The 21075-nt window shown below is 46.4% G+C and carries 16 protein-coding genes; 4 read left to right on the plus strand and 12 right to left on the minus strand.

The genetic code is table 11. The annotated features are described in order from the left end of the window. Positions 1-11 precede the first annotated feature (11 nt). From AB4371_RS14950 to AB4371_RS14985, 8 genes are all read right to left on the minus strand, one after another. Positions 12-1103, minus strand: coding sequence for an ABC transporter ATP-binding protein (locus AB4371_RS14950; RefSeq protein ID WP_102551676.1), 1092 nt, complete (start codon positions 1101-1103; stop codon positions 12-14). Continuing rightward, positions 1103-2452 carry a GH1 family beta-glucosidase gene (locus AB4371_RS14955; protein ID WP_004732789.1) on the minus strand — a complete coding sequence of 450 codons (1350 nt, stop codon included), beginning with the start codon at positions 2450-2452 and terminating at the stop codon, positions 1103-1105. The genes AB4371_RS14950 and AB4371_RS14955 overlap by 1 nt, the downstream gene beginning before the upstream one ends. Positions 2453-2469: 17 nt before the next feature. After that, positions 2470-3363, minus strand: coding sequence for a carbohydrate ABC transporter permease (locus AB4371_RS14960; RefSeq protein WP_009846153.1), 894 nt, complete (start codon positions 3361-3363; stop codon positions 2470-2472). A gap of 1 nt (position 3364) precedes the next feature. Next, positions 3365-4351 (minus strand): carbohydrate ABC transporter permease, encoded by a 987-nt coding sequence (locus tag AB4371_RS14965; RefSeq protein WP_009846152.1) that lies wholly within the window; start codon positions 4349-4351, stop codon positions 3365-3367. 66 nt (positions 4352-4417) lie between these two features. Continuing rightward, a complete protein-coding gene (locus AB4371_RS14970; RefSeq protein ID WP_009846151.1) occupies positions 4418-5665 on the minus strand; it encodes an ABC transporter substrate-binding protein in 1248 nt (415 codons plus the stop codon). Between the two features lie 18 nt (positions 5666-5683). Further along, positions 5684-6691, minus strand: a complete 1008-nt coding sequence (locus AB4371_RS14975; protein WP_065111791.1) for a LacI family DNA-binding transcriptional regulator — start codon at positions 6689-6691, stop codon at positions 5684-5686. Between the two features lie 443 nt (positions 6692-7134). Next, positions 7135-9153: a methyl-accepting chemotaxis protein gene (locus AB4371_RS14980; RefSeq protein ID WP_372150257.1), complete on the minus strand. Its 2019-nt coding sequence runs from the start codon at positions 9151-9153 to the stop codon at positions 7135-7137. A gap of 199 nt (positions 9154-9352) precedes the next feature. Beyond that, positions 9353-10642, minus strand: a complete 1290-nt coding sequence (locus tag AB4371_RS14985; RefSeq protein ID WP_076667288.1) for a carbohydrate porin — start codon at positions 10640-10642, stop codon at positions 9353-9355. Between the two features lie 53 nt (positions 10643-10695). On the opposite strand from AB4371_RS14985, the gene AB4371_RS14990 reads away from it, so the two are divergent. Continuing rightward, a complete protein-coding gene (locus AB4371_RS14990) occupies positions 10696-11019 on the plus strand; it encodes a hypothetical protein (RefSeq protein ID WP_372150258.1) in 324 nt (107 codons plus the stop codon). Here AB4371_RS14990 and AB4371_RS14995 read toward each other — a convergent pair. From AB4371_RS14995 to AB4371_RS15005, 3 genes are read right to left on the minus strand one after another with little or no spacing between them, the layout of a single operon-like run. Continuing rightward, on the minus strand, positions 11016-13076 hold the full coding sequence (locus AB4371_RS14995; RefSeq protein WP_372150259.1) for a prolyl oligopeptidase family protein: 2061 nt from the start codon (positions 13074-13076) through the stop codon (positions 11016-11018). The genes AB4371_RS14990 and AB4371_RS14995 overlap by 4 nt on opposite strands. A gap of 11 nt (positions 13077-13087) precedes the next feature. Next, positions 13088-14005 carry a LysR family transcriptional regulator gene (locus tag AB4371_RS15000; protein WP_009846145.1) on the minus strand — a complete coding sequence of 306 codons (918 nt, stop codon included), beginning with the start codon at positions 14003-14005 and terminating at the stop codon, positions 13088-13090. Between the two features lie 34 nt (positions 14006-14039). After that, on the minus strand, positions 14040-14168 hold the full coding sequence (locus AB4371_RS15005) for a hypothetical protein (RefSeq protein WP_261879047.1): 129 nt from the start codon (positions 14166-14168) through the stop codon (positions 14040-14042). Positions 14169-14252: 84 nt separating this feature from the next. Here AB4371_RS15005 and AB4371_RS15010 point away from each other — a divergent pair, with 84 nt between their 5' ends. The 3 genes from AB4371_RS15010 to AB4371_RS15020 all read left to right on the plus strand — a co-directional run bounded on the left by AB4371_RS15010 (position 14253) and on the right by AB4371_RS15020 (position 20675). Beyond that, positions 14253-15947 (plus strand): L-lactate permease, encoded by a 1695-nt coding sequence (locus tag AB4371_RS15010; RefSeq protein ID WP_076648578.1) that lies wholly within the window; start codon positions 14253-14255, stop codon positions 15945-15947. Between the two features lie 289 nt (positions 15948-16236). Further along, on the plus strand, positions 16237-17376 hold the full coding sequence (lldD, locus tag AB4371_RS15015) for an FMN-dependent L-lactate dehydrogenase LldD (RefSeq protein ID WP_017083007.1): 1140 nt from the start codon (positions 16237-16239) through the stop codon (positions 17374-17376). A 443-nt stretch (positions 17377-17819) separates the two neighbouring features. Beyond that, complete coding sequence (locus AB4371_RS15020) at positions 17820-20675, plus strand: FAD-binding and (Fe-S)-binding domain-containing protein (RefSeq protein WP_372150260.1); 2856 nt, start codon at positions 17820-17822, stop codon at positions 20673-20675. A 121-nt stretch (positions 20676-20796) separates the two neighbouring features. Here the strand turns inward: AB4371_RS15020 and AB4371_RS15025 are convergent, their stop codons facing one another. After that, positions 20797-21039, minus strand: coding sequence for a hypothetical protein (locus AB4371_RS15025; RefSeq protein ID WP_102299817.1), 243 nt, complete (start codon positions 21037-21039; stop codon positions 20797-20799). Positions 21040-21075 lie beyond the last annotated feature (36 nt).

Here is a 21075-nt window from a genome sequence, read left to right on the forward strand (position 1 = left end):
CTTGTAATTGACTAGCTCGCTAGCGAGTTCTCACTCAGTGCGTCAAACAGGTGGAAAGCATCCAAGTCCAAGTAAAGTGTCAGCTCTTTCACATCCACTTCAGCGGCTTGGGTTTCAACCATCAGCGGTTGACCACCAATTTCTGTTTTCAGAAGAATGCTCGCGCCAAGTAGTTCCTTGTCTTTAATTTTCACAGGGAATGGCAGCACGCGGTCGTGGTCAACTTGCTCGGCACGTAGGTGAATGTCTGTTGGACGAACACCAAAATGCAGCGCTAGGTTCTTAGACGCCAGAGACTTAAAGCGCTCAGGCAGTGGGATATGAACATCGCCGATTTCAACGAAGTACTCGCCTTCTTTTTCAATCAGTTTTGCTTCCAACATGTTCATTGACGGGTTACCAATGAATTGCGCGACAAACTTGTTTGCCGGACGCTGGAACACCTCGGTTGGTGTGCCAACTTGAGCAACATAACCGTCTTTCAGGATCACGATGCGATCCGCCAGTGTCATCGCTTCGATCTGATCGTGGGTTACGTAGATCGTAGTGGTTTTAAGCTCGCGGTGTAGGTGTTTGATCTCTTCGCGCATCACGCCACGAAGTTTTGCATCTAGGTTAGATAACGGCTCATCAAACAAGAACACTTTCGGAGTACGAACCATCGCACGGCCCATTGCCACACGCTGACGTTGACCACCAGAAAGCTCTTTTGGCTTACGGTTGAGTAGCGGATCAAGCTCCAGCATTTTCGCCGCTTTTAGCACTTCTACGTCGATTTCTGCTTTTGGCATGCCCTTCAGTTTTAGCGCAAAGGCGATGTTCTCGTAAACCGTCATATGTGGGTACAGAGCGTAGCTTTGGAATACCATCGCCAAGTCACGGTCTTTCGCGTCGACTTTATTCATCAACTTGCCGCCAACGACGATGTCACCAGAACTGATACTTTCAAGGCCAGCTAGCATGCGTAGCGTTGTCGATTTACCACAGCCAGATGGGCCAAGGAAAACCACGAACTCACCGTCTTCAACCGTAAAATCAAACTCTTTGACGACTTCAACATCACCGAATGATTTTTTGATGTTCTTAAATTCTACTTTAGCCATTATCTGTTCTCCTCAGCGCGCTCTAGCAGCATATTTCGGTACGCAATTGCGCTCTGTTTCAATGTTCTTTCTTGGGTGGTGTAGTCAACATGGACAATGCCGAAACGCTGGCAGTAGCCGAATGCCCACTCAAAGTTATCCATCAGGCTCCAAGCGAAGTAACCGTCGACTTTCACACCCGCTTCAACCGCGTTGTGAACCGCTTCGATGTGACCTTGGAAATAGCGAACACGTTGGTCATCCATCACTTGTCCGTTAACACGCTCGTCGTTGCCTGCAGCACCGTTCTCTGTGATGTAGATAGGCGGCATGTTTTCGTAACGCGCATCCAGTCTGACCAATAAATCGGTTAAACCTTGTGGGTTAATTTCCCAGCCGATGTAAGTGTGCTCTGCGTCAGTCTGTTTTACTGATTCAATGTCGCCATTCTCATTGAAGCGAGCGACATTGCGTGTGTAGTAGTTGATACCGATGTAATCGACCGGTGCGCTGATGATGTCTAAATCACCTTCAAGGATCATCGGCATGTTCATCGCTTGGCGTTCAACCACTAACTGTGGGTATTCGCCTTTCAATACTGGGTCGATGAACCAGTGGTAGTTTTCCGCTTCGCAGTAATCTGCTGCCGCTTGGTCTTGTGGCGTCAGCGGGTAAGCTGGCGTCGCGTTGAATACCACACCATGCTTAGCATGAGGTGCATTGTTACGAAGGATCGGCATTGCCAAACCGTGTGCCAGCATTAGGTGGTGAGATGCTAGGTAGCCTTCTTTCTCACCTTTGATACCTGGCGCGTGTTCGCCCCAACGGTAGCCTAGGAACGCAGACACAAACGGTTCATTGAGCGTGGTGTACACGTCAATGTTATCGCCAAAGTACTTACTCACCACTTCTGCGTATTCTGCGAATTTGTAAGACGTTTCTCGGTTTAGCCAGCCGCCTTTATCTTCAAGGTATTGCGGAAGATCCCAGTGATACAGCGTCACATACACCTTCATGCCACGAGCATGACACTCATCGATGATCTGACCGTAAAACTCTAAACCTTGTTGGTTCACGACACCGTCTTGTGGCAGGATGCGCGGCCATGCAATAGAGAGACGGTAAGCATCAACACCTAAGCCTTGAATCATCTCGATATCTTGTTGCCATAAGTGGTAGTGGTCACACGCCACATCACCATTGTCGCCGTTATCGACCTTGCCCGGCGTCTTACAGAAAGTGTCCCAGATAGACGGTGTACGACCGCCCTCTTCAACGCCGCCTTCAATTTGGTATGAAGATGTCGCGACACCGAATACAAATTCCTTACTGCGTAACTTTGAATCACTTGGAAGTTGATATTTATTCATTGTTATAACCCTTAAACCTAACCTTTGACTGCGCCGGACGTTAAACCACTGATCATCTGTTTCGATGCGAACAAGTAAGTAATCACGAGCGGTAAAATAGAAATTGTGGTACCTAGCATTACCGCGCCCCATGGCGTATTCGGAATACCTTGAACACTTCGAAGTGCTTGCGTAATAACATAGTTATCTGGGTTGTTTAGCACCACGAGAGGCTGCATAAACATGTTCCAGAAGAAAACGAATTGAACGATAGCCAGTGTTGCCAGTGCAGGTTTCATCAGTGGCAGTACCACACTCCAGTACGTTCTGAACTCACCTGCACCATCTAATTTCGCCGCTTCTAGTAGCTCTTTAGGAATCGATGCAATCACGTGCTGACGCATCAAGAAGATACCAAATGGCGTGGTTGTGAACGGTAGCCATACCGCCATGTGGTTATCCAGCAAGCCTAAGAATTTCACGATCATGAAGTAAGGGATCAAGCTAAGCACTGGCGGAATCGCCATTGAGCCAACCAACATGCCGAACAACACGTTCTTACCGCGGAACTTAAACACAGCAAATGCGTAGCCACCCATGCTACAAAACAGCAGCGAGATGGTTGTGCCTAAGAAAGCCACGTAAATCGAGTTAAACATCGCTTTCCAAAACGGCATGATTTCAAGCAATTTGGCGTAGTTAATCGCCAGGCTATCGCCAATCGCAAAGCTAATGCCCGTACCGAAAATCTCAGAACGGTCACGCGTTGATAGCAGTGCCGACCATACAAATGGAAAGACGGTAATTAGCGCTGAAACAACCAGTAAGATACCTAGCATGACCATCAAGATCTTAGTCAGAATGAACATGCTGCGTTCACTTGGTATCAGTCCACTTAGTGGTGAGGTATTTGTCTTAATTGATGTCGACATCTTAATGTTCCCCTAAGCCTTTCTTACCGAAGAGTAAAAATTGAACCAATGTACAAGTCGCGATGAGAGCAAACAGTAACCACGAGATAGCAGATGCTGTACCCATTTCTAGCCATTCCCAACCCACTTTGTAGAGGTACATAGAGATAGTTAAACCAGATTGACCCGTACCACCTGTACCACGTGTTAGTACGAACGGTTCTTCAAACATTTGCAGGTTACCGATGATGGTCATCGTGATAGCAAAGAAGATGAATGGACGAATCATTGGTAGTGAAATGTTCCAGAAGCGGCGGAAGGCATTGGCACCATCCATACGTGCAGCTTCTAAGATGTCTTTAGGAATCGTCATTAAACCCGTGGTGTAAAGGACGATGTTAAAACCGGTGTATTTCCAGAAAACCATGATTGCGATAGACGGCTTCACCATAGTGGCATCGTCTAACCAACGGATTGGTTGAAAATCGTTAACCCAAGCGAATGCCCAACCAAACAACGTGCTATCGGCCAGAGCCATCAGCGTTTGGTTAATAATTCCTGAGTTAGGAGAGTACATATTGAAGAAAATCAGTGACGCTGCGACCGTTGATGTAATGAACGGTAGAAAGTACGCCGATGTTAGCCAGTGACGCATACGGTCACCCATTGAAACCAACATGTAAGCCACTGGAATAGCGACTAAATGCTGAGCCACGCCTGAAGTGATTGCTAGCCAAAGCGTGTTCTTCAATGAACGCCATAGCCATGGGTCCGTTAAAGCAATGTGATAGTTCTCAAAACCAACGAACTCCATCGCATCCATGCCTCTTACCGGGTTCCACTCGTGGAACGACAGGTAAACAGAGAACAACAGCGGGAAGATCCCAAATACAGAAAAAATGATCAGAAACGGCAGAAGAAATCCATACGGTGTAAGCGCTTTCAAATTTAGACGAGAAAAAAGGCTTTTGTCCGCAGGTTCTATCGTTGTGCTCGCTGTATGATTCATAGTAACGACCTCTTAAAAAGGAAGCGCGTTATCCACGCTTCCTCACTTACTTAAAATAAAAACAAATTAAAGATTACGCGTGCGACGCTTGATTAGACGCTCAGCCTCTTTAAGCGCTGTTTTGATGTCTTTGCCTTCATCAAGTACTTCCATCAAAGCGTTCTCTAAGATAATAGAACGTGCAACGTGGTCGCCTTGTGCTGGAGAGACTGGTTTGATGTTCTGTGCCACTTCAGCAAACAGTAGACGGGCTTTTTGCCCACCTAGGAATTCCATCTCTTCTTGGAAAAGCTCATCGTCATACGTGGTGATGTTCGCTGGGAAAGCAGCAATCGTTTCGAAGTGTTTAAGCTGTACTTCACGATCCGTCGTCATGTATTCAATAAGCGCCCAAGCTTCATCTGGGTTTTCTGATTGAGTTGGGATAGATAGGAATGAACCGCCCCAGCTGCCGTAGATGCCATCAGGTAGGTTTTCTACTGCCCACTTACCTTTAGTTTCAGGAGCAATCCAGTTATTTAGGTGACCAAGAAGCCAAGCGCCAGAAAGTTGAGTTGCAAATGTGCCGTTGCGGAAGCCTTCGTACCATTCGTTAGACCAAGCCAGAATGCGGCCGTCTAAGCCTTTGTCGCGAATCTCTTTTGCTACTTCAAAAGCGTGAACAAAACGCTCTGATGTCACAACTGGGTTGCCATCTTTATCGAAGTACAAACCTTCACCTTCAGGAACCGTCGTGAAGATAATCGCTTGTGCCACGTCGGCTGCCGAAGCAATAAGTTGTACGTTTTGCTCTTTCAGTTTTTCACCAGCAGCGATGTATGAGTCCCAATCTTTGATTGCGTCTTCTACATTAATGCCTGCTTTTTCGAATACGTCAGTGCGGTAGTACATAACGCCAGGACCAAGGTCGACAGGGATTCCGTACATGTCGCCATCAGCGCCTTTGCCCTGTGCCCATGCGTAAGGTGCGAATCGTTCTTCGTACTTATCTGCACCGTAGTTTTCAGACAAGTTAACTAGGCCACCAGAACCCACGAATGGACCAATTTTCTCAACGTCCACAACAATCACATCACCCGCACCAGAACCCGTTGCAAGGTTCGTTGTCAGTTTCGTGTGGTGGTCACCGTGGTTGTTCATAAGGTAATCAACTTTGATACCCGTTTCCTTTTCGAAATCAGGCAGTAATACCTTCAGGCTGCTATCGAAATCAGGGAAACCGTCGAAACGAATTTCTTTGTCTGCTGCATTTGCAGCTGTTGTACCTAATCCTAAAGCAACCGCGCATGAAAGCGCTAAGGTCTTAAATTTCATGTTCTATCCTTAATATTTTTATAGGGTAACTGGTAAATCCGATACCGAGTTTCTAGTGACCAACGTCGGCAGCAATTTAAAGTTCACGTCATGTTTTATTTTCTTTAGCTTTTGCAGAGTGAGCTGCACAGCTTCAATGCTCATCTCTTCAATTGGGAAATTAATGGTGGTCAAACTAGGGGTCAGATAGCGCGCGAAGATGGTGTTATCGAAGCCCACCAATGAAACGTCTCTCGGTACAGAGAGCCCTTCTTCGTGTAACACTTCGAAAGCGCCAAATGCCATGTGATCATTCGAAGCAAATACTGCGGTGAAATGACACTTACGATTCATCAGCTTCTTCATAGCACTGATGCCCGTCTCTTCAGTAAAGCCCGCTTCCGAGACTAAGGCTTCATCGTATGGCACACCCGCTTCTTCCAAGGCCTTTCGATACCCCTGCAAACGCCCCCTAGCGTCTGCTTTATCTAAAGGCCCGGTAATACACGCGATATCTGTATGTCCCTTTTGCAAAAGATATTGAGTAGCGAGTAGCCCCCCGACTTCGTTATCAATATCAATGCAACTCATCGCCATTTCTGGGATGAAGCGGTTAATTAAAACCACAGGGGTCCCCTGTTCTTCCAATTCAATTAAATAATCATCACTGAGCAGTTGAGTATGAAGAATCAAAGCATCAACACGACGCCCCAGCAGAAACTCCACCGACTCGCGCTGCCCTTGTTCGGTGTTCGAACCCGCTGTCACGACAGCGTGGTAACCAAAGCGGCGTAGGTTTTCTTCTATGCAATGCAAGATGCCTGAATAGAAAGAACCGCCAAGTTCTGGAACAACAACGCCAACACTACCGGTACGACTTGACGCCAAAGCTTGAGCGATAGAGTTCGGGCGATAACCCAATTCTTTGATCGCTTTCTCAACCTTTAATTTCTTGTCATGACTGACTCTGCTAGTGCCATTAATAACTCTAGACACTGTCGCCTGAGACACACCTGCATGTTCTGATACGTGTTTAATTGTCGCCACTCGAACCTCGATACTTCATTAGCTTGTAACCGCTTACAAAACGATTATTAAAGAAAGGCGTCTTGGTTGAAGTGAGTGTCATCACACTAAAGTTGGAGGTAAAAAGGCCAGTTGTGGAAATCATGAAAGCGCTTACAGATTAACTTCACGCCATGAAACTATTTCATGAGATTATTGTTTATATTATCAAGATGACGTTCTATTACTTGCTCGTCAGATCAAACAAGTACACCAAAATCGATTTTTTTGAAGCGTCATTTGTTGATGAATCCGCAGCTGAAGGCAATATACACGGGGAAAGTGGCCTTGTTATTTCAATGGCCTTTCGAAATTGTATGAGAACATTTCATCTCATGAACACTCACATTAGTGCTCCGTTAACCCGACACAAAAATGCCCAGCAAAAAGCCGGGCATGCAATCATTAAGAACTCAAATGGATGTCTAATCCTTATTTTCAGATGGCTTCGGTAACTTAAACTCTTGAGTCAGTGAGAATTGCTGTTGCGACATGATTTCTAATTGCTGACCGTGGGAAAAGAGGACCTGTGAACGCTGGGAGTTTTCTTCTGCCAATTCATGTATCTGGCTGATACTTTGCGTCACTTGGGACGCGACAACTTGATGCTCTGTGGTCGCCGTTGCGATCTGATGGCTTCTTTGTTCGACTTCATTGAGCAAACCATACACGGTCGATATGGATTGATTCACTTCACCCGTTTGCTCAACACATTGCGCCATATCTGCAACACACTGATTGATTTGTTCGACAGCCAATTTAGAACTGTTTTGAAGCCGTTCAATTTTATGGTGAATCTCTTGCGTTGATGCATTGGTTTTTGCGGCTAACACTCTCACTTCGTCGGCGACCACAGAGAACCCTCGACCTTGCTCGCCAGCACGAGCGGCTTCAATGGCTGCGTTCAATGCCAACAAGTTAGTTTGTTCTGAAATACCGGAGATCACATCAAGAATAGAACCAATGCTGGCACTCTCTTTCTCAAGTTTGTCGATTGTGCTTGTTGATTCTGCCAACTTACTTTCCAAAACGCCCATTAGGTCAACATTCTTGCCCATGGTTTGTTGCCCTGCGCTTGAACTGGTGACAGCCGATGTCACCAGTGTCAGGGTTTGGTTGGCCGCTTGAGTTATTTCAGTCACGGAACATTCGATCTGTTCCATAGCCGTTGCCACCATTACGGTTTGATTGGTTTGGTCTAACATCGCCTCACGCAATGAACCACTGGTACTTTGATTATCTAGTGACGCTTCCTTTAAATGCAACGATGATTGGCGCATGTTTTCAATCACGTGTGTTAAGTGGTTGATCACCAAATTGACCTTGTCGCTCACTAAACCAAATTCATTATTGGCTTGATATTGAACCTGAGAACTCAGGTCTTTGTTGGCGACTTGGTCTAACGCACCTTGTACCAACTTGCTTGGCTTACGGATGCCTTTTGCGATATTAACGCCGATCAAAAGCGCAATCAGAACCGATGCAGTCGAAATAATTACCTGCATCAAAAGGGCTTGATTGGATGATTCCATCGACTCTTGATACAGGTTTGTTGCGGTGTGTTCGGCGTACGTAGAAAGTTCGTCGAAGTACCCTAGCTGCACATCAATCATCTGTTCAATCTCAACTCTCTGTTCAACTATCGACTCATGCAACTTAACGGTTTCCATGTGCGTCGACACTGAGCCTTGCGCTGAAAATGCATGGGAAGCGAGCAGTGACAAAGACTGCTTACTCCGTCGCACTAAAGCCGGCTCCTGCGCCTCCAAATTGGCAACAGCCTCTTTAAATCGCTCGTGACGACTTTGTAGGCGTCGCTCTACTCCACGAACTTCCGATGACGTTTGCAGTGAAAAAGCCTCATTGGCTTCTGCCGCAATCAAGCTCAATTGAACCAGTAATGCTTCTACTGCTTTTTGCGTTGCATCTGAGCTCGCGCTCGCCAGTTGATTCACCAAGGTATTGTTGAGTTGGCCTACTACCGATTGAAATTGCGCCTGCTCCATCGAACCTAGGTCTTTCGTATCCAAATAAGAAACGTATAAGTTTAAGGTCTGGTCTATCTTATCGATGGTAGCAACGCCCGTTCCATCAATATTCTGGAGTATGGATTCAAGAGACGACCCTGCCGTGCTCTTGCCTTCAAACCAATTCAATTGCTGCTGATAATGCTCGATGTTATTCACAACGACTTGTTTGAGTGGCTCTAACTCATCAACGTAATCCGCAGATAAATAAGGAATGGAGCTTCGGTTAATATCCAAAAAACGGATGGTAAGCGTGGAGGATTGGAGCATCAAAGGGGTGGCTTGTTGAGTTATGGTTTCGATGTGTGAGGTTATGTTTTTATTACTGCTAATACTCAACCATGCGCTACCTAGCATGATCACTATCAGCGTGAAGAAACCTAAATAAACTCGAGACACAATGGAAGAAAGTCTCATCGTTATTCCTTGATCTAGTGGCGAAAAAAAAGGGCACATAAAATGTGCCCAAGAATGGAGTTATTTAACGTGCCCTAATCAATCTGCCTTTAGGGCTAAAATGGACAGTATGTACTTACTATTTGTAACGTATGGCTATTTCAACATGAACGCTTTGAAAATATGCCTAATTCAAAGCGTTGCTCTTTCTATCTGTTGATTACCACCAAGCTTCAAACATTGCACCAAACGACAATGTATCAACATTGGTTGTCTTCACTGTGTTGCCTTTCGTTTCTACATCACCCACGGTTGTGTAGAAGCGAAGCATTGGACGGCTCCAAGGTAAGCCACCTAGAGAAACGTTTTGAGACAGAGTTACTTTCCACGCGTTCTCTTCACCGTCGTCATCGTAATCGACCATGCCGTAGCCCGCTTCTAACCAAGTAGAATGAACATCATCCCATTGGTACTGTGGACGAACGATACCCGCGTATTCAGTATTCTCACGATCTAAGTCTGAGCCAGAATTGTCTTTGTACGACACTAAGTAATCGATGATGAACTGTTCAGATGCCGCGTAGCTACCCTCAACACTTGCATACAAAGTCTGGTAATCACCTTTAAGGTCATATACCGATGAATCTGCACCGTCACCGTACTTAACAACCAACTTGTTAGACTCACCCAAACCTAATGTTGCACCTACTAGGTATGCCGTTTCATCACTGACTTTTGGATCACCCGCTACGTCTGAGTCTGCTTCATCTGAAGCAAAACCATAGTTTGCATAGAGATCTAGTTGACCGATACCCGCGTTAATTGAGTGAAGTTTAGAAGTAATTGCGTATCGACCATTGTCATTTACGAGGCCGCCTTTCACTTGGCCTACAAAGCCCATATCCAGCTTCGCGCCGCCGAAATCTAAATTGTTAAAACCAGCGCCTTGACCATCGTGTGTCATCCAGAAGTAATCGTTCAAACCTTGTTGCGGACGTTGATGGAAGTCGCGACCAGCCCACATGTAAAGTTCTGGTTGGCTTTCAAATACATTGGTTACACCAGCGTACATTTTTTTCATGCTCAAGCCGCCGTCGTCAGCCCAAGCGTCAGCTTCCCAGTGGTCAGCCATGAATACGATGTCCCAGATAGCGCCATTGTCAGCTTCGAAAAGCTTAGCTAACTGAACCTCACCACCATTAGCTTCGTTACCTAAACGGCCGACAGAACGACCTGTTGTACCGATGTCTACGTAACGTTCATCACCGCTCTTGTAGTGAGCGCCGTAACGAGCGTAACCAGAGAAGACAATGCCATCTGGCACATTTGTTTCAGCCGTTAGAACCGCTTGTTGTTGGTCATCAACATATTTGATATCCCCAACTTGAGATTCTAACTCTAAGATTCGTTGTTCTAGAGCAGCAAGATCCGTTTCTGCAGCAAAAGAAGAGAGTGAAGCAAGCGAAGCCGCCACTGCGACCGTTATTGGCAAAAGCTTAAATTTTTGCATTGTAATTCCCTATTATTTTTTTGAGTTTTCATCGAACAGGGAAATATTAAGCAATGAAAGAGTTGAAAAGTTGGTCGCTGTTCACACTGATAAATCAGCTTAAATGTCATGAAACTTTTAGAAAATTCACGGGGAAAACTACTGCATTTAGAACAATAACTTATGAACAAACATGCGTGATATTTCAGCTTGAAATCGCTTTCATTTCATCAGTAATGGTGGCGGCTATCACGGAAAAGGGTGTAGAAAAACAAAGAGAATTGGATGTGAATTTGATCGATTTTCATATATATGAAAAGCCTCAAAATCTAAGGAAGATTTTGAGGCTTTTTGGATTGAGTCAAATACCCAGTTATCTAAAATTAAGTATTTTCTAGATTGAATCTAGGGACTCTATTCCCATATTGAACAGGGTAAATGCGTAGATATCAGCCGTGAGGTCGATCGCTTTACTCAGCGGCATTCCAGCACCATGGCCCGCATTAACATCGATACGAATCATCACGGGCGCACCACCTTCATGCTTATCTTGCAGCTCTGAGATGAACTTATAAGAGTGAGCCGGTACCACACGGTCATCGTGATCAGCGGTGGTAACCAATGTTGCTGGATAATCCGTACCACGCACCACATTATGAACCGGAGAATAACCAAGCAGGTATTCGAACATCTCTTTATTTTGCGCGGATGTACCATAGTCGTACGCCCAACCTTCGCCAGACGTGAAGGTGTGGTAACGCAGCATGTCTAGCACCCCAACCGCAGGCAGAGCCACTTGGAACAGCTCTGGCCTTTGAGTCATACAAGCGCCTACCAGCAAGCCTCCGTTAGAACCGCCGCGAATCGCCAACTTATCGCTACTGGTATAGTTTTCTTCAATTAAGAACTCGGCAGCAGCAATGAAGTCGTCAAAGACATTCTGCTTTTTCTGCTGAGTTCCCGCTTTGTGCCACGCCTTACCATACTCACCACCGCCACGCAGGTTTGGCACCGCATATACGCCACCCAGTTCTAGCCAACTGCCAACCGTGCCCGAGAAAGAAGGCGTTAGGCTAACGTTAAAGCCACCATAGGCGTACAACATGGTTGGATTATTGCCATCTAACACTAATCCCTTCTTATAAGAGATAAGCATCGGAACCTTGGTGCCATCCTTCGAGGTATAGAAGACTTGTTTAGACTCAAACTGATCCGACTCAAACGGAGACTCAGAGCGTTGGTAGATTTCAGAGCTTCCAGATTCAACATCAAAAGAGAAAATCGTTGGCGGCGTAACATAGTTGGTAAAGGTGTAATAAAGCTGAGATTGCTCTTTTTTACCACCCAAGCCACTGGCCGTTCCGAGACCTGGTAAGTGGATTTCACGAACCAGATTGCCTTGGTAATCCAACTGCTCAATCTTAGACACCACATCCACCATGTAGTGGGCAAACAAGTAGCCACCGCCCGTACTGATATCCAATGGCTGTGGCTTTTCAGGGATGATTTCTAGCCATTTCCCATCGCGAGTATCAAAGCTCACCACCTTGCCATTAGGCGCATCAAGATTGGTGTATAGAATGAAGGTCTCATCTTGGTTATCGATGAGATAAGTGTCGCTATCCACATGATCAATCAGCGTATTCAGCGATTGTTCTGGTGAGTTTAAATCGATATAGAACAGTCTGTTACCCGATGTCGACTCTCGCCCTAGAATAATCAAGTAACGGTCATCTTCGGTGGTATAGCCTGATACATAGCGGTGCTGCTCGGTGTTGTTCTCACCAAAAATCACCTTGTCGCTAGCTTGCTCTGTACCCAACTCATGGAAGTAAAGTTTGTGCTGTTCGGTACGTGCAGAAAGCTGGCTGCCGTCTGGTTTGTCGTAGCTAGAGTAATAAAAGCCACGGTTACCTAACCAAGCAATGCCGGTAAATTTAGCGTCTGTGATTTCGACTTCAAGCTGCTGCTTAGTCTCGGTATCAATAACAAAAATCTTACGCCAATCGCTACCACCTTCAGAAATGCTGTACGCCACTAAGCTGTAATCTTTCGAAAACGACACCGAACCTAATGATGTGGTGCCATCTTCCGAGAAGGTATTCGGATCTAGGAACACTTCAACCTGCAGCCCTTCTTTCTGACGATAAAGAATACTGTGATTCTGCAGTCCATCATTCTTATAGAAATAGGTGTAATCACCTCGCACAAACGGCTGTGAGCTCTTTTTGTAGTCTTGCGCTTTCGCTAATCGCTCTCGCAGGTCTGCGCGATACGGGATTTGAGCAAGGTAATCAAACGTGACTTCATTCTGGCTCGCTACCCACTGCGCGGTTTCGTCACTTCTGTCGTCTTCTAACCAGCGATATGGGTCTTCGATTATTTGACCAAAATAGTCATCGCTGACGATCTGTTTATTGGTGATTGGATATTGATACTCTTTTAAATAGCTCATCGTGATCCTTATTAAAAATAATGTGAAATCGTCAGATAACGCGTTCTGATGTGTTCAATCAATAACTTAATTTTGTTGGGCGGCTGACGAGTGAACGGGTACACCGCATAAATACCCAGCTTTTTACCGACTAAGTCAGGGAAAATGTCCACTAGCTGGCCGTTACGAATATCGTGATACACCAGACAACGTGGCACGTACGCAACACCATGACCGCCCAAAGCGGCTTTTCTTAATGCCGTCGCGTTATCGGTAGAGAAAGAGCCAGAAACGCGCACGATGTATTTGTCGTTGTCGGTACAGCCATCCTTACTGTGTAAAAACTGCCATTCACTGGCACCTGTCGTTTGATAAGCGTATTGCAAGCAATTGTGCTCAACCAAATCCTTGGGCTGCATCGGCTTACCGTTCTTAGCGATATAAGACGGCGAGGCACATACCACCCATTGTGAATCCAATATATGACGGGCAATTAAGCTGGAGTCTTCCAAGTAACCGGTTCGAATGACCAAGTCGAGACCATCCTCAACCAAATCAACAAATCGATTGTTAAGAGACATATCGACCGTTAAACCTGGGTGCATATTACAAAACTCGGCAACAGCGTCTGCGAGAATCAAATCTCCGGAGATAGTAGGCACTGACATTTTGATATGACCACTAACATTTTCACCAAAGCCTGAAACTGCGTCCATAGCCTCTTGAGCCGCCTGCTTCACATTTTTGGCTCCGTGTAACATTGCCTTGCCCGCTTCGGTCAGGGTCAATTTACGCGTGGTTCGATATAATAGCTGCACGCCAATCTCTTCTTCCAAACGCGCAATTCTCTTACTAACTACCGAATTTGTAAGGTTATTTTGTTCCGCCACCTTACTAAAACTACCCAGCTCTACTACCTGTGAAAACAGGATCAAATCGTCTGCTCGCATTTGATTATGCCAATTTTGGAATTAATTATTTTCATTATTTCCCTATATCAATAAAAAATAAAGGGGTAAATTCACGCCAAATTAACAAAACAATTACAAAAACAGCTTTTGCAATCACATCGGTTACAAATAAAGCGACTCTAATTACAACAATTGAATCCATGAGATTCAGATTACACCTACAAAACTAATGACGTGTTATTCACTTCAAACATGAACGTTTGAAAACAAGTACGAGGAAGTACCCATGAGTGAAACTCTACTAGCTTTATTGGCCTTTTCGCCAATAGTTGTTGCAGCGATTCTGCTGGTTGGCCTTAACTGGCCTGCAAAAAAAGCGATGCCCGTAGCATTTGCATTAACCGTTGCTATCGCCCTATTCGCATGGGATATGTCTAGCACTCGCGTGCTGGCTTCAGTATTCCAAGGCTTCGGCATTACCGTGTCGGTTCTCTGGATTGTGTTTGGCGCCATCTTCTTATTAAACACTTTGAAACACACCGGAGCTATCACCACCATCCGCAACGGATTTACTGACATATCAGCAGACCGTCGTGTGCAAGCGATCATCATTGCTTGGTGTTTTGGTTCATTCATTGAAGGGGCATCTGGCTTCGGCACACCCGCTGCAATCGCTGCTCCCTTACTCGTTGCAATCGGCTTCCCAGCATTAGCTGCGGTACTGATGGGCATGATGATTCAATCTACGCCGGTATCGTTCGGCGCGGTGGGTACACCTATCATTGTTGGCGTAAACAAAGGTTTGGATACGCACAACATCGGTGAAAGCCTGATTGCCAATGGTTCAACATGGGATGCTTACCTACAACAGATCACATCGAGTGTTGCAATCATCCATGCCTGCGTTGGTGTGATGATTCCTGTATTGATGGCGATGATGCTGACTCGCTTCTTCGGTAAGAACAAAAGCTGGACTGAAGGTCTTGATATCCTGCCATTCGCACTGTTCGCAGGTGCCGCTTTCACCATTCCTTACGCACTAACGGGTGTTTTCCTCGGTGCTGAGTTCCCATCACTGATTGGTGGTTTGGTTGGCCTTGCTATTGTTGTAACAGCAGCAAAACGTGGCTTCCTAGTACCTAAATCAAAATGGGATTTCGAAAGCGAAGACAAGTGGCCAGCAGAATGGCTAGGCTCTTTGAAAATCGACCTTGATGACAACAACCAAAACCATAAAAAAATGAGCATGGCGATGGCATGGGCACCTTACGTGCTGCTCGCTGTCACTCTAGTTGCTAGCCGTGTTAGCCCTGAGTTCAAAGGCCTGCTTAAGAGCGTTAGCCTTTCTTTCAGCAACATCCTTGGCGAGACAGGCGTAAGCACAGCGATTCAACCTCTGTATCTACCTGGCGGTATCTTGGTCTTCGTCGCACTGGTTGCTGTTCTAATGCAATCACGCAGCGCAACACCACTGGCTAAAGCCTTCGGTGAATCGAGCAAGACTCTGATTGGCGCAGGCTTTGTGTTGGTGTTCACCATCCCAATGGTTCGTATCTTCATTAACTCTGGCGTGAACGGCGCTGATTTAGCAAGTATGCCAGTAACAACGGCCAATTTTGCAGCTGACTTAGTCGGCAGCGCATTCCCAGCGTTAAGTGCCACGGTTGGTGCGTTAGGTGCCTTCATTGCAGGTTCGAACACCGTTTCAAACATGATGTTCAGCCAGTTCCAATTCGAAGTAGCACAAACTCTGTCTATCTCTAGTGCTGTGGTTGTTGCTCTGCAAGCCGTTGGTGCTGCAGCAGGTAACATGATTGCGATTCACAACGTGGTAGCGGCATCGGCGACCGTAGGCTTATTAGGACGCGAAGGCGCAACACTACGTAAGACTATCATCCCAACGTTCTACTACTTGGTGATGACAGGAATCATCGGCCTAGTGGTTATCTACGGCTTCAAAATGACAGACGCACTTATGTAAACCATAAGTCGTTACAAAAGCACTTGGCGTTAATACTCAATTCCCCGACTGCAACACCGTCTAATAAGACAGTTGATGAGTTTCGGAATGGATACTAAAACACATCAACACCCTCGGGTATTAACGCCATTTTATTGCTTCACTGGTTATTTGCTTCATAGATTAACTGCTTCAAAGATTACTTGTTTCACCGTTTAAGAAAGAACAAACACTTACTTTTCAAGAATTAAAGCAGCCCAAGCCAAGCTCTCATAGAAGGGCAACATCCCAAGAATTTAGGACTGAAATTATGATCATATCCGCATCGACTGATTACCGCGCCGCAGCAAAAGCGAAATTACCACCGTTTCTTTTTCACTACATTGACGGCGGTTCTTACGGAGAACATACCCTACGCCGCAACACGGCCGATCTTGCAGAGATCGCGCTCAAGCAGCGTGTCCTCAATGACATGTCAGATCTGAATTTGGAAACTGAGCTGTTTGGCGAAAAGCTAGCGATGCCGATTGCCTTAGCACCCGTAGGTCTAACAGGCATGTACGCACGACGTGGCGAAGTACAAGCAGCTAAAGCCGCAGACAATAAAGGCATCCCTTTTACGATGTCGACCGTATCGGTATGCCCGATTGAAGAAGTCGCACCTAAGATTGAGCGCCCAATGTGGTTCCAACTTTACGTACTAAAAGATCGTGGCTTCATGAAGAACGTATTGGAACGTGCCAAAGCGGCAGGCGTGACGACACTAGTATTCACGGTGGATATGCCAGTACCCGGCGCTCGTTACCGTGACATGCACTCAGGAATGAGCGGTCCAAATGCAGCAATTCGTCGTGTATTTCAATCTATGCGTCATCCTAGTTGGGCTGTTGATGTTGGCCTACTAGGCAAGCCACACGATCTTGGCAATATCTCTACTTACCGCGGTTCTCCAACCAAACTGGAAGACTACATCGGTTGGTTGGGTGACAACTTCGACCCGTCGATTTCATGGAAAGACCTAGAGTGGATCCGTGACTTCTGGGACGGCCCGATGGTCATCAAAGGCATTCTTGATGAAGAAGATGCAAAAGACGCCGTGAGATTTGGCGCAGACGGTATCGTAGTTTCAAACCACGGTGGTCGTCAGCTTGATGGTGTTCTATCAAGTGCTAAAGCACTGCCTGCGATTGCAGACGCGGTAAAAGGCGACACCAAGATTCTGGTCGACTCTGGCATTCGTACTGGCTTAGATGTAGTTCGCATGATGGCGATGGGCGCAGACTGCACCTTGCTTGGTCGCTCTTTCGTCTACGCGTTAGCAGCGCAAGGACAAGCAGGTGTTGAGAACCTACTCGACCTATATGACAAAGAGATGCGCGTTGCGATGACTCTAACTGGCGCCAAGACAATCAAAGACTTAACTCGTGACTCTCTGGTGGGGCTAGATTAAACCTCAACGACTTAGGTTCGGATTCGGACTAATGCTTTGGTCTACTTAGACTGAAGTTCAATCGGTGTCACAGCAATTCCACTGCCGTTGTGACACCGTTTAAGCACTGGAAAATAAAATAAAAAGCTAGGGCGTGTTGATCTTTCGAGCTGATTTTTGCAGCGAGTTGCTGGGTATTTATACAAGACAGAGGCGTCGATGTGTAGCTAGCCTACATGAGAAGCCGATAACGTAGTAGAAATAGCCAGCAAACGCTGCCCGAAGGGTTCGAGCTGGGCGCCCCCGCAAAAAGCGTTTTACTCTTTGTTGAGGGGGATTTGCTTAGAGTGACTAGGCTACTTCCCCCTCGCCGCGATTAAAACGCTTTTATCTCGAACAAAATTTAACCGCGAAAGGTCAACACGCCCTAACCAGTGCCAAATAAGAAGCACAAGGAAGCAAAGATGGAGACAACCACATCCCATGAGCGAGTAATAGACGCACAAGCTTATCAGCAGCTAGAAGCTATACTGGCTCAAAAAATAGGAACAGAACGCATTGTCACTCAAGAGGCAAAGCGATTGGCTTACGGCACCGATGCGAGTTTTTATCGCTTGGTGCCGAAAATGGTCCTAAGGCTAAAAAACTTAGACGAAGTCATATTCACCATTCAAAGCTGTCGCGAACTCGGTATTCATTTTACCTTTCGCGCCGCGGGCACCAGCCTTTCAGGGCAAGCCGTTTCAGACTCGGTACTCATCACACTGACCGATGACTGGCGTGGCCACGAAATCGTAGATAATGGCAATCAGATCATCCTTCAACCGGGTGTAATTGGCGCAGATGCTAATAAATACCTTGCTCCGTTTCAACGTAAAATCGGCCCAGATCCAGCCTCTATCAATACCTGTAAAATCGGTGGTATTGCAGCGAATAACGCCAGTGGCATGTGTTGTGGTACTGCGCAAAACTCTTATCGCACCGTTGAGAGCATGAAAATCGTATTGAGTGATGGCTCCCTGCTTGATACGGCTGACAACGCAAGTGTTGAGGCATTCAAGCAATCGCACAAAGAACTGTTTGAAGGCATTGTTGAATTACATCAACAGACAGCGTCAAACCAAGAACTTGCAGACAGAATCCGCCACAAATACCGCCTCAAAAACACCACTGGTTACGCTCTGAATGCTTTGGTTGATTACCACGACCCAATTGAGATCATCAAACACCTGATGATTGGCTCAGAAGGCACACTAGGTTTCATTGCTGAGATTACCTACAACACGGTTATCGAACACCCAAACAAAGCCTCGGCTCTGTTGGTGTTTGCCGACATCGAACAAGCCAGTAAAGCCGTGACTACGCTATCAAAAGCGCCAGTTGCTGCCGTTGAATTGATGGACGGCAGAGCGCTACGTTCAGTGGCTGATAAGCCAGGTATGCCTGCATTCATGCCGAACTTGGATTTAGAAGCCGCAGCGATTTTGGTTGAATCACACGCCAGCTCCCAGCCGGACTTAGATTTACAATGTAAATCAATTTTGGACGCATTGACTGAATACACGATTGTTGAATCGGTGCCTTTCACTTCCGATCCAAAGACAGTCGCAACCCTATGGGGCATCCGTAAAGGTATGTTCCCTGCGGTTGGCGCAGTGCGTGAAGTTGGCACTACCGTTATCATCGAAGACGTGGCTTTCCCTGTCGAAAACCTCGCTAACGGCATTCGAGAGCTGCAAGAGCTGTTCGACAAATACGATTACAGCGAAGCAATTATTTTTGGTCACGCCCTCGAAGGCAATCTGCACTTTGTGTTTACTCAAGGTTTCGACAGCCAAACAGAAATCGATCGCTACGGCGGTTTCATGGATGACGTTGCCGAACTGGTCGCGGTGAAATACCAAGGTTCACTGAAAGCAGAGCATGGCACTGGCCGTAATATGGCGCCTTATGTGGAGCTAGAATGGGGTAAAGATGGCTACGCCTTGATGCAACAAATCAAAGCCTTGTTTGATCCAGAAAGACTGCTCAACCCCGGCGTTATTATTAACGACAACCCGAATTCACACATCACCAATTTGAAGCCAATGCCTGCTGCTGACGACCTTGTCGACCGCTGTATTGAATGTGGCTTCTGTGAGCCTGTTTGTCCGTCTCGTACCTTAACCCTATCGCCACGCCAACGTATCGTGCTGTATCGCGAGTTACAACGCCGCCGTGCTGCGGGTGAAGAAATAGAAGCAAGCGAACTAGAAAAAACCTTCGAATATCAAGGTATTGATACCTGCGCCGCAACCGGCCTGTGTGCCGAGCGTTGCCCAGTGGGAATCAACACCGGTGATTTAATTAAGAAGCTTCGTATTGCCAAGTACGAGAAATTTACGCCAATCGCTAAGTGGACAGCGGATCATTTCTCGACCACCACTAAACTTACCAAGGCCGGCCTCAAAACCAACCAAGTGGCGAGTAAAGTATTAGGCGCAAATACCGTCGGCAAGCTAACCAACGCCCTGCGCTCAATGACTAAAGGCGCGACACCGGTTTGGATGCCGGAGATGCCGCAATCCAACAGTCATTCGCTAACCTCATCACCAGTGACGGCAGAAAACTCAAGCAATCATAAGAAGGTGGTTTACCTGCCTTCGTGTGCGAGTCGCACCATGGGACAACAGAGTGATGCGGGCGACCAACGTCCTCTAACTGAAGTGACCATGTCTTTACTTAATAAAGCCGGATTTGAGGTAATTCTTCCGAAGAAGCTAGACGACCAATGTTGTGGCATGCCTTACGACAGCAAAGGGATGACCGATTTAGCCCAATCTAAAGCGCAACAGCTCGAAGAAGTGTTGTGGCAGGCCAGTCGTCAGGGTGAATACCCAGTATTAATGGACACCAGCCCATGTGCTAAACGCAGTATTGAACAGTTCACCAAACCGTTAGAGGTATTAGAGCCGACAGGGTTTGTGAATCAATACCTCCTTGAGCACCTGACACTTGAGCCGCTGCAAGAAACCGTGATGCTGCATGTGACTTGTAGCTCTCGTCGAATGGGTTTGGAAGGCGCGATGTTGAGCCTTGCTAAAGCCTGTACCGAAGAAGTCATCGTTCCTGAGCATATTCAATGTTGTGGTTGGGCGGGTGATAAAGGTTTTACCACACCGGAGCTGAATGAGGCGGCGGTACACCCACTCAAAGAGCAAGTACCAAGCAACTGCACTCGTGGATTCAGCAACAGCCGAACCTGTGAGATCGGTTTGTCACATCACAGTGGCATTCCGTATCAGTCAATCTTGTACTTGGTGGACGAAGTGGCGCAGTAGCTTCACTCTTAGTACAAAGCAATTTGCTCTAACTTAAAACGAAAATGGCAGCCCAATCAGGCTGCCATTTCTTTATTCGATTTAAAACGTATTACCGAGCTAGATATTGCTGAGCTAACGGCTACTGAGCTAGGCGCATCAACTCTTCTGGGGAGTAATGTTCTGCTTCTGCACCTTTGGCGATTAAGTCGATCACTTGGAACTCGCTCATGTCACCAAACTCTTTGGTTAAGTAATCACGGAACGCTTTCTCATTCGGCCATTTTCCTCGCACGATATAGCCCTCTTCTTTGTCAAAATCTTCTGTTTCAAAGAATGAAAAATCGGTCATACCAATATTGTGGCAATACAAAACGAGATACATGTTGAATCCTTAACGCTGAACACTTAACTAAGCCGA

Origin of the sequence: Vibrio sp. 10N.261.51.A3 (assembly GCF_041471965.1) — a bacterium.
GTDB lineage: Bacteria > Pseudomonadota > Gammaproteobacteria > Enterobacterales > Vibrionaceae > Vibrio > Vibrio crassostreae_C.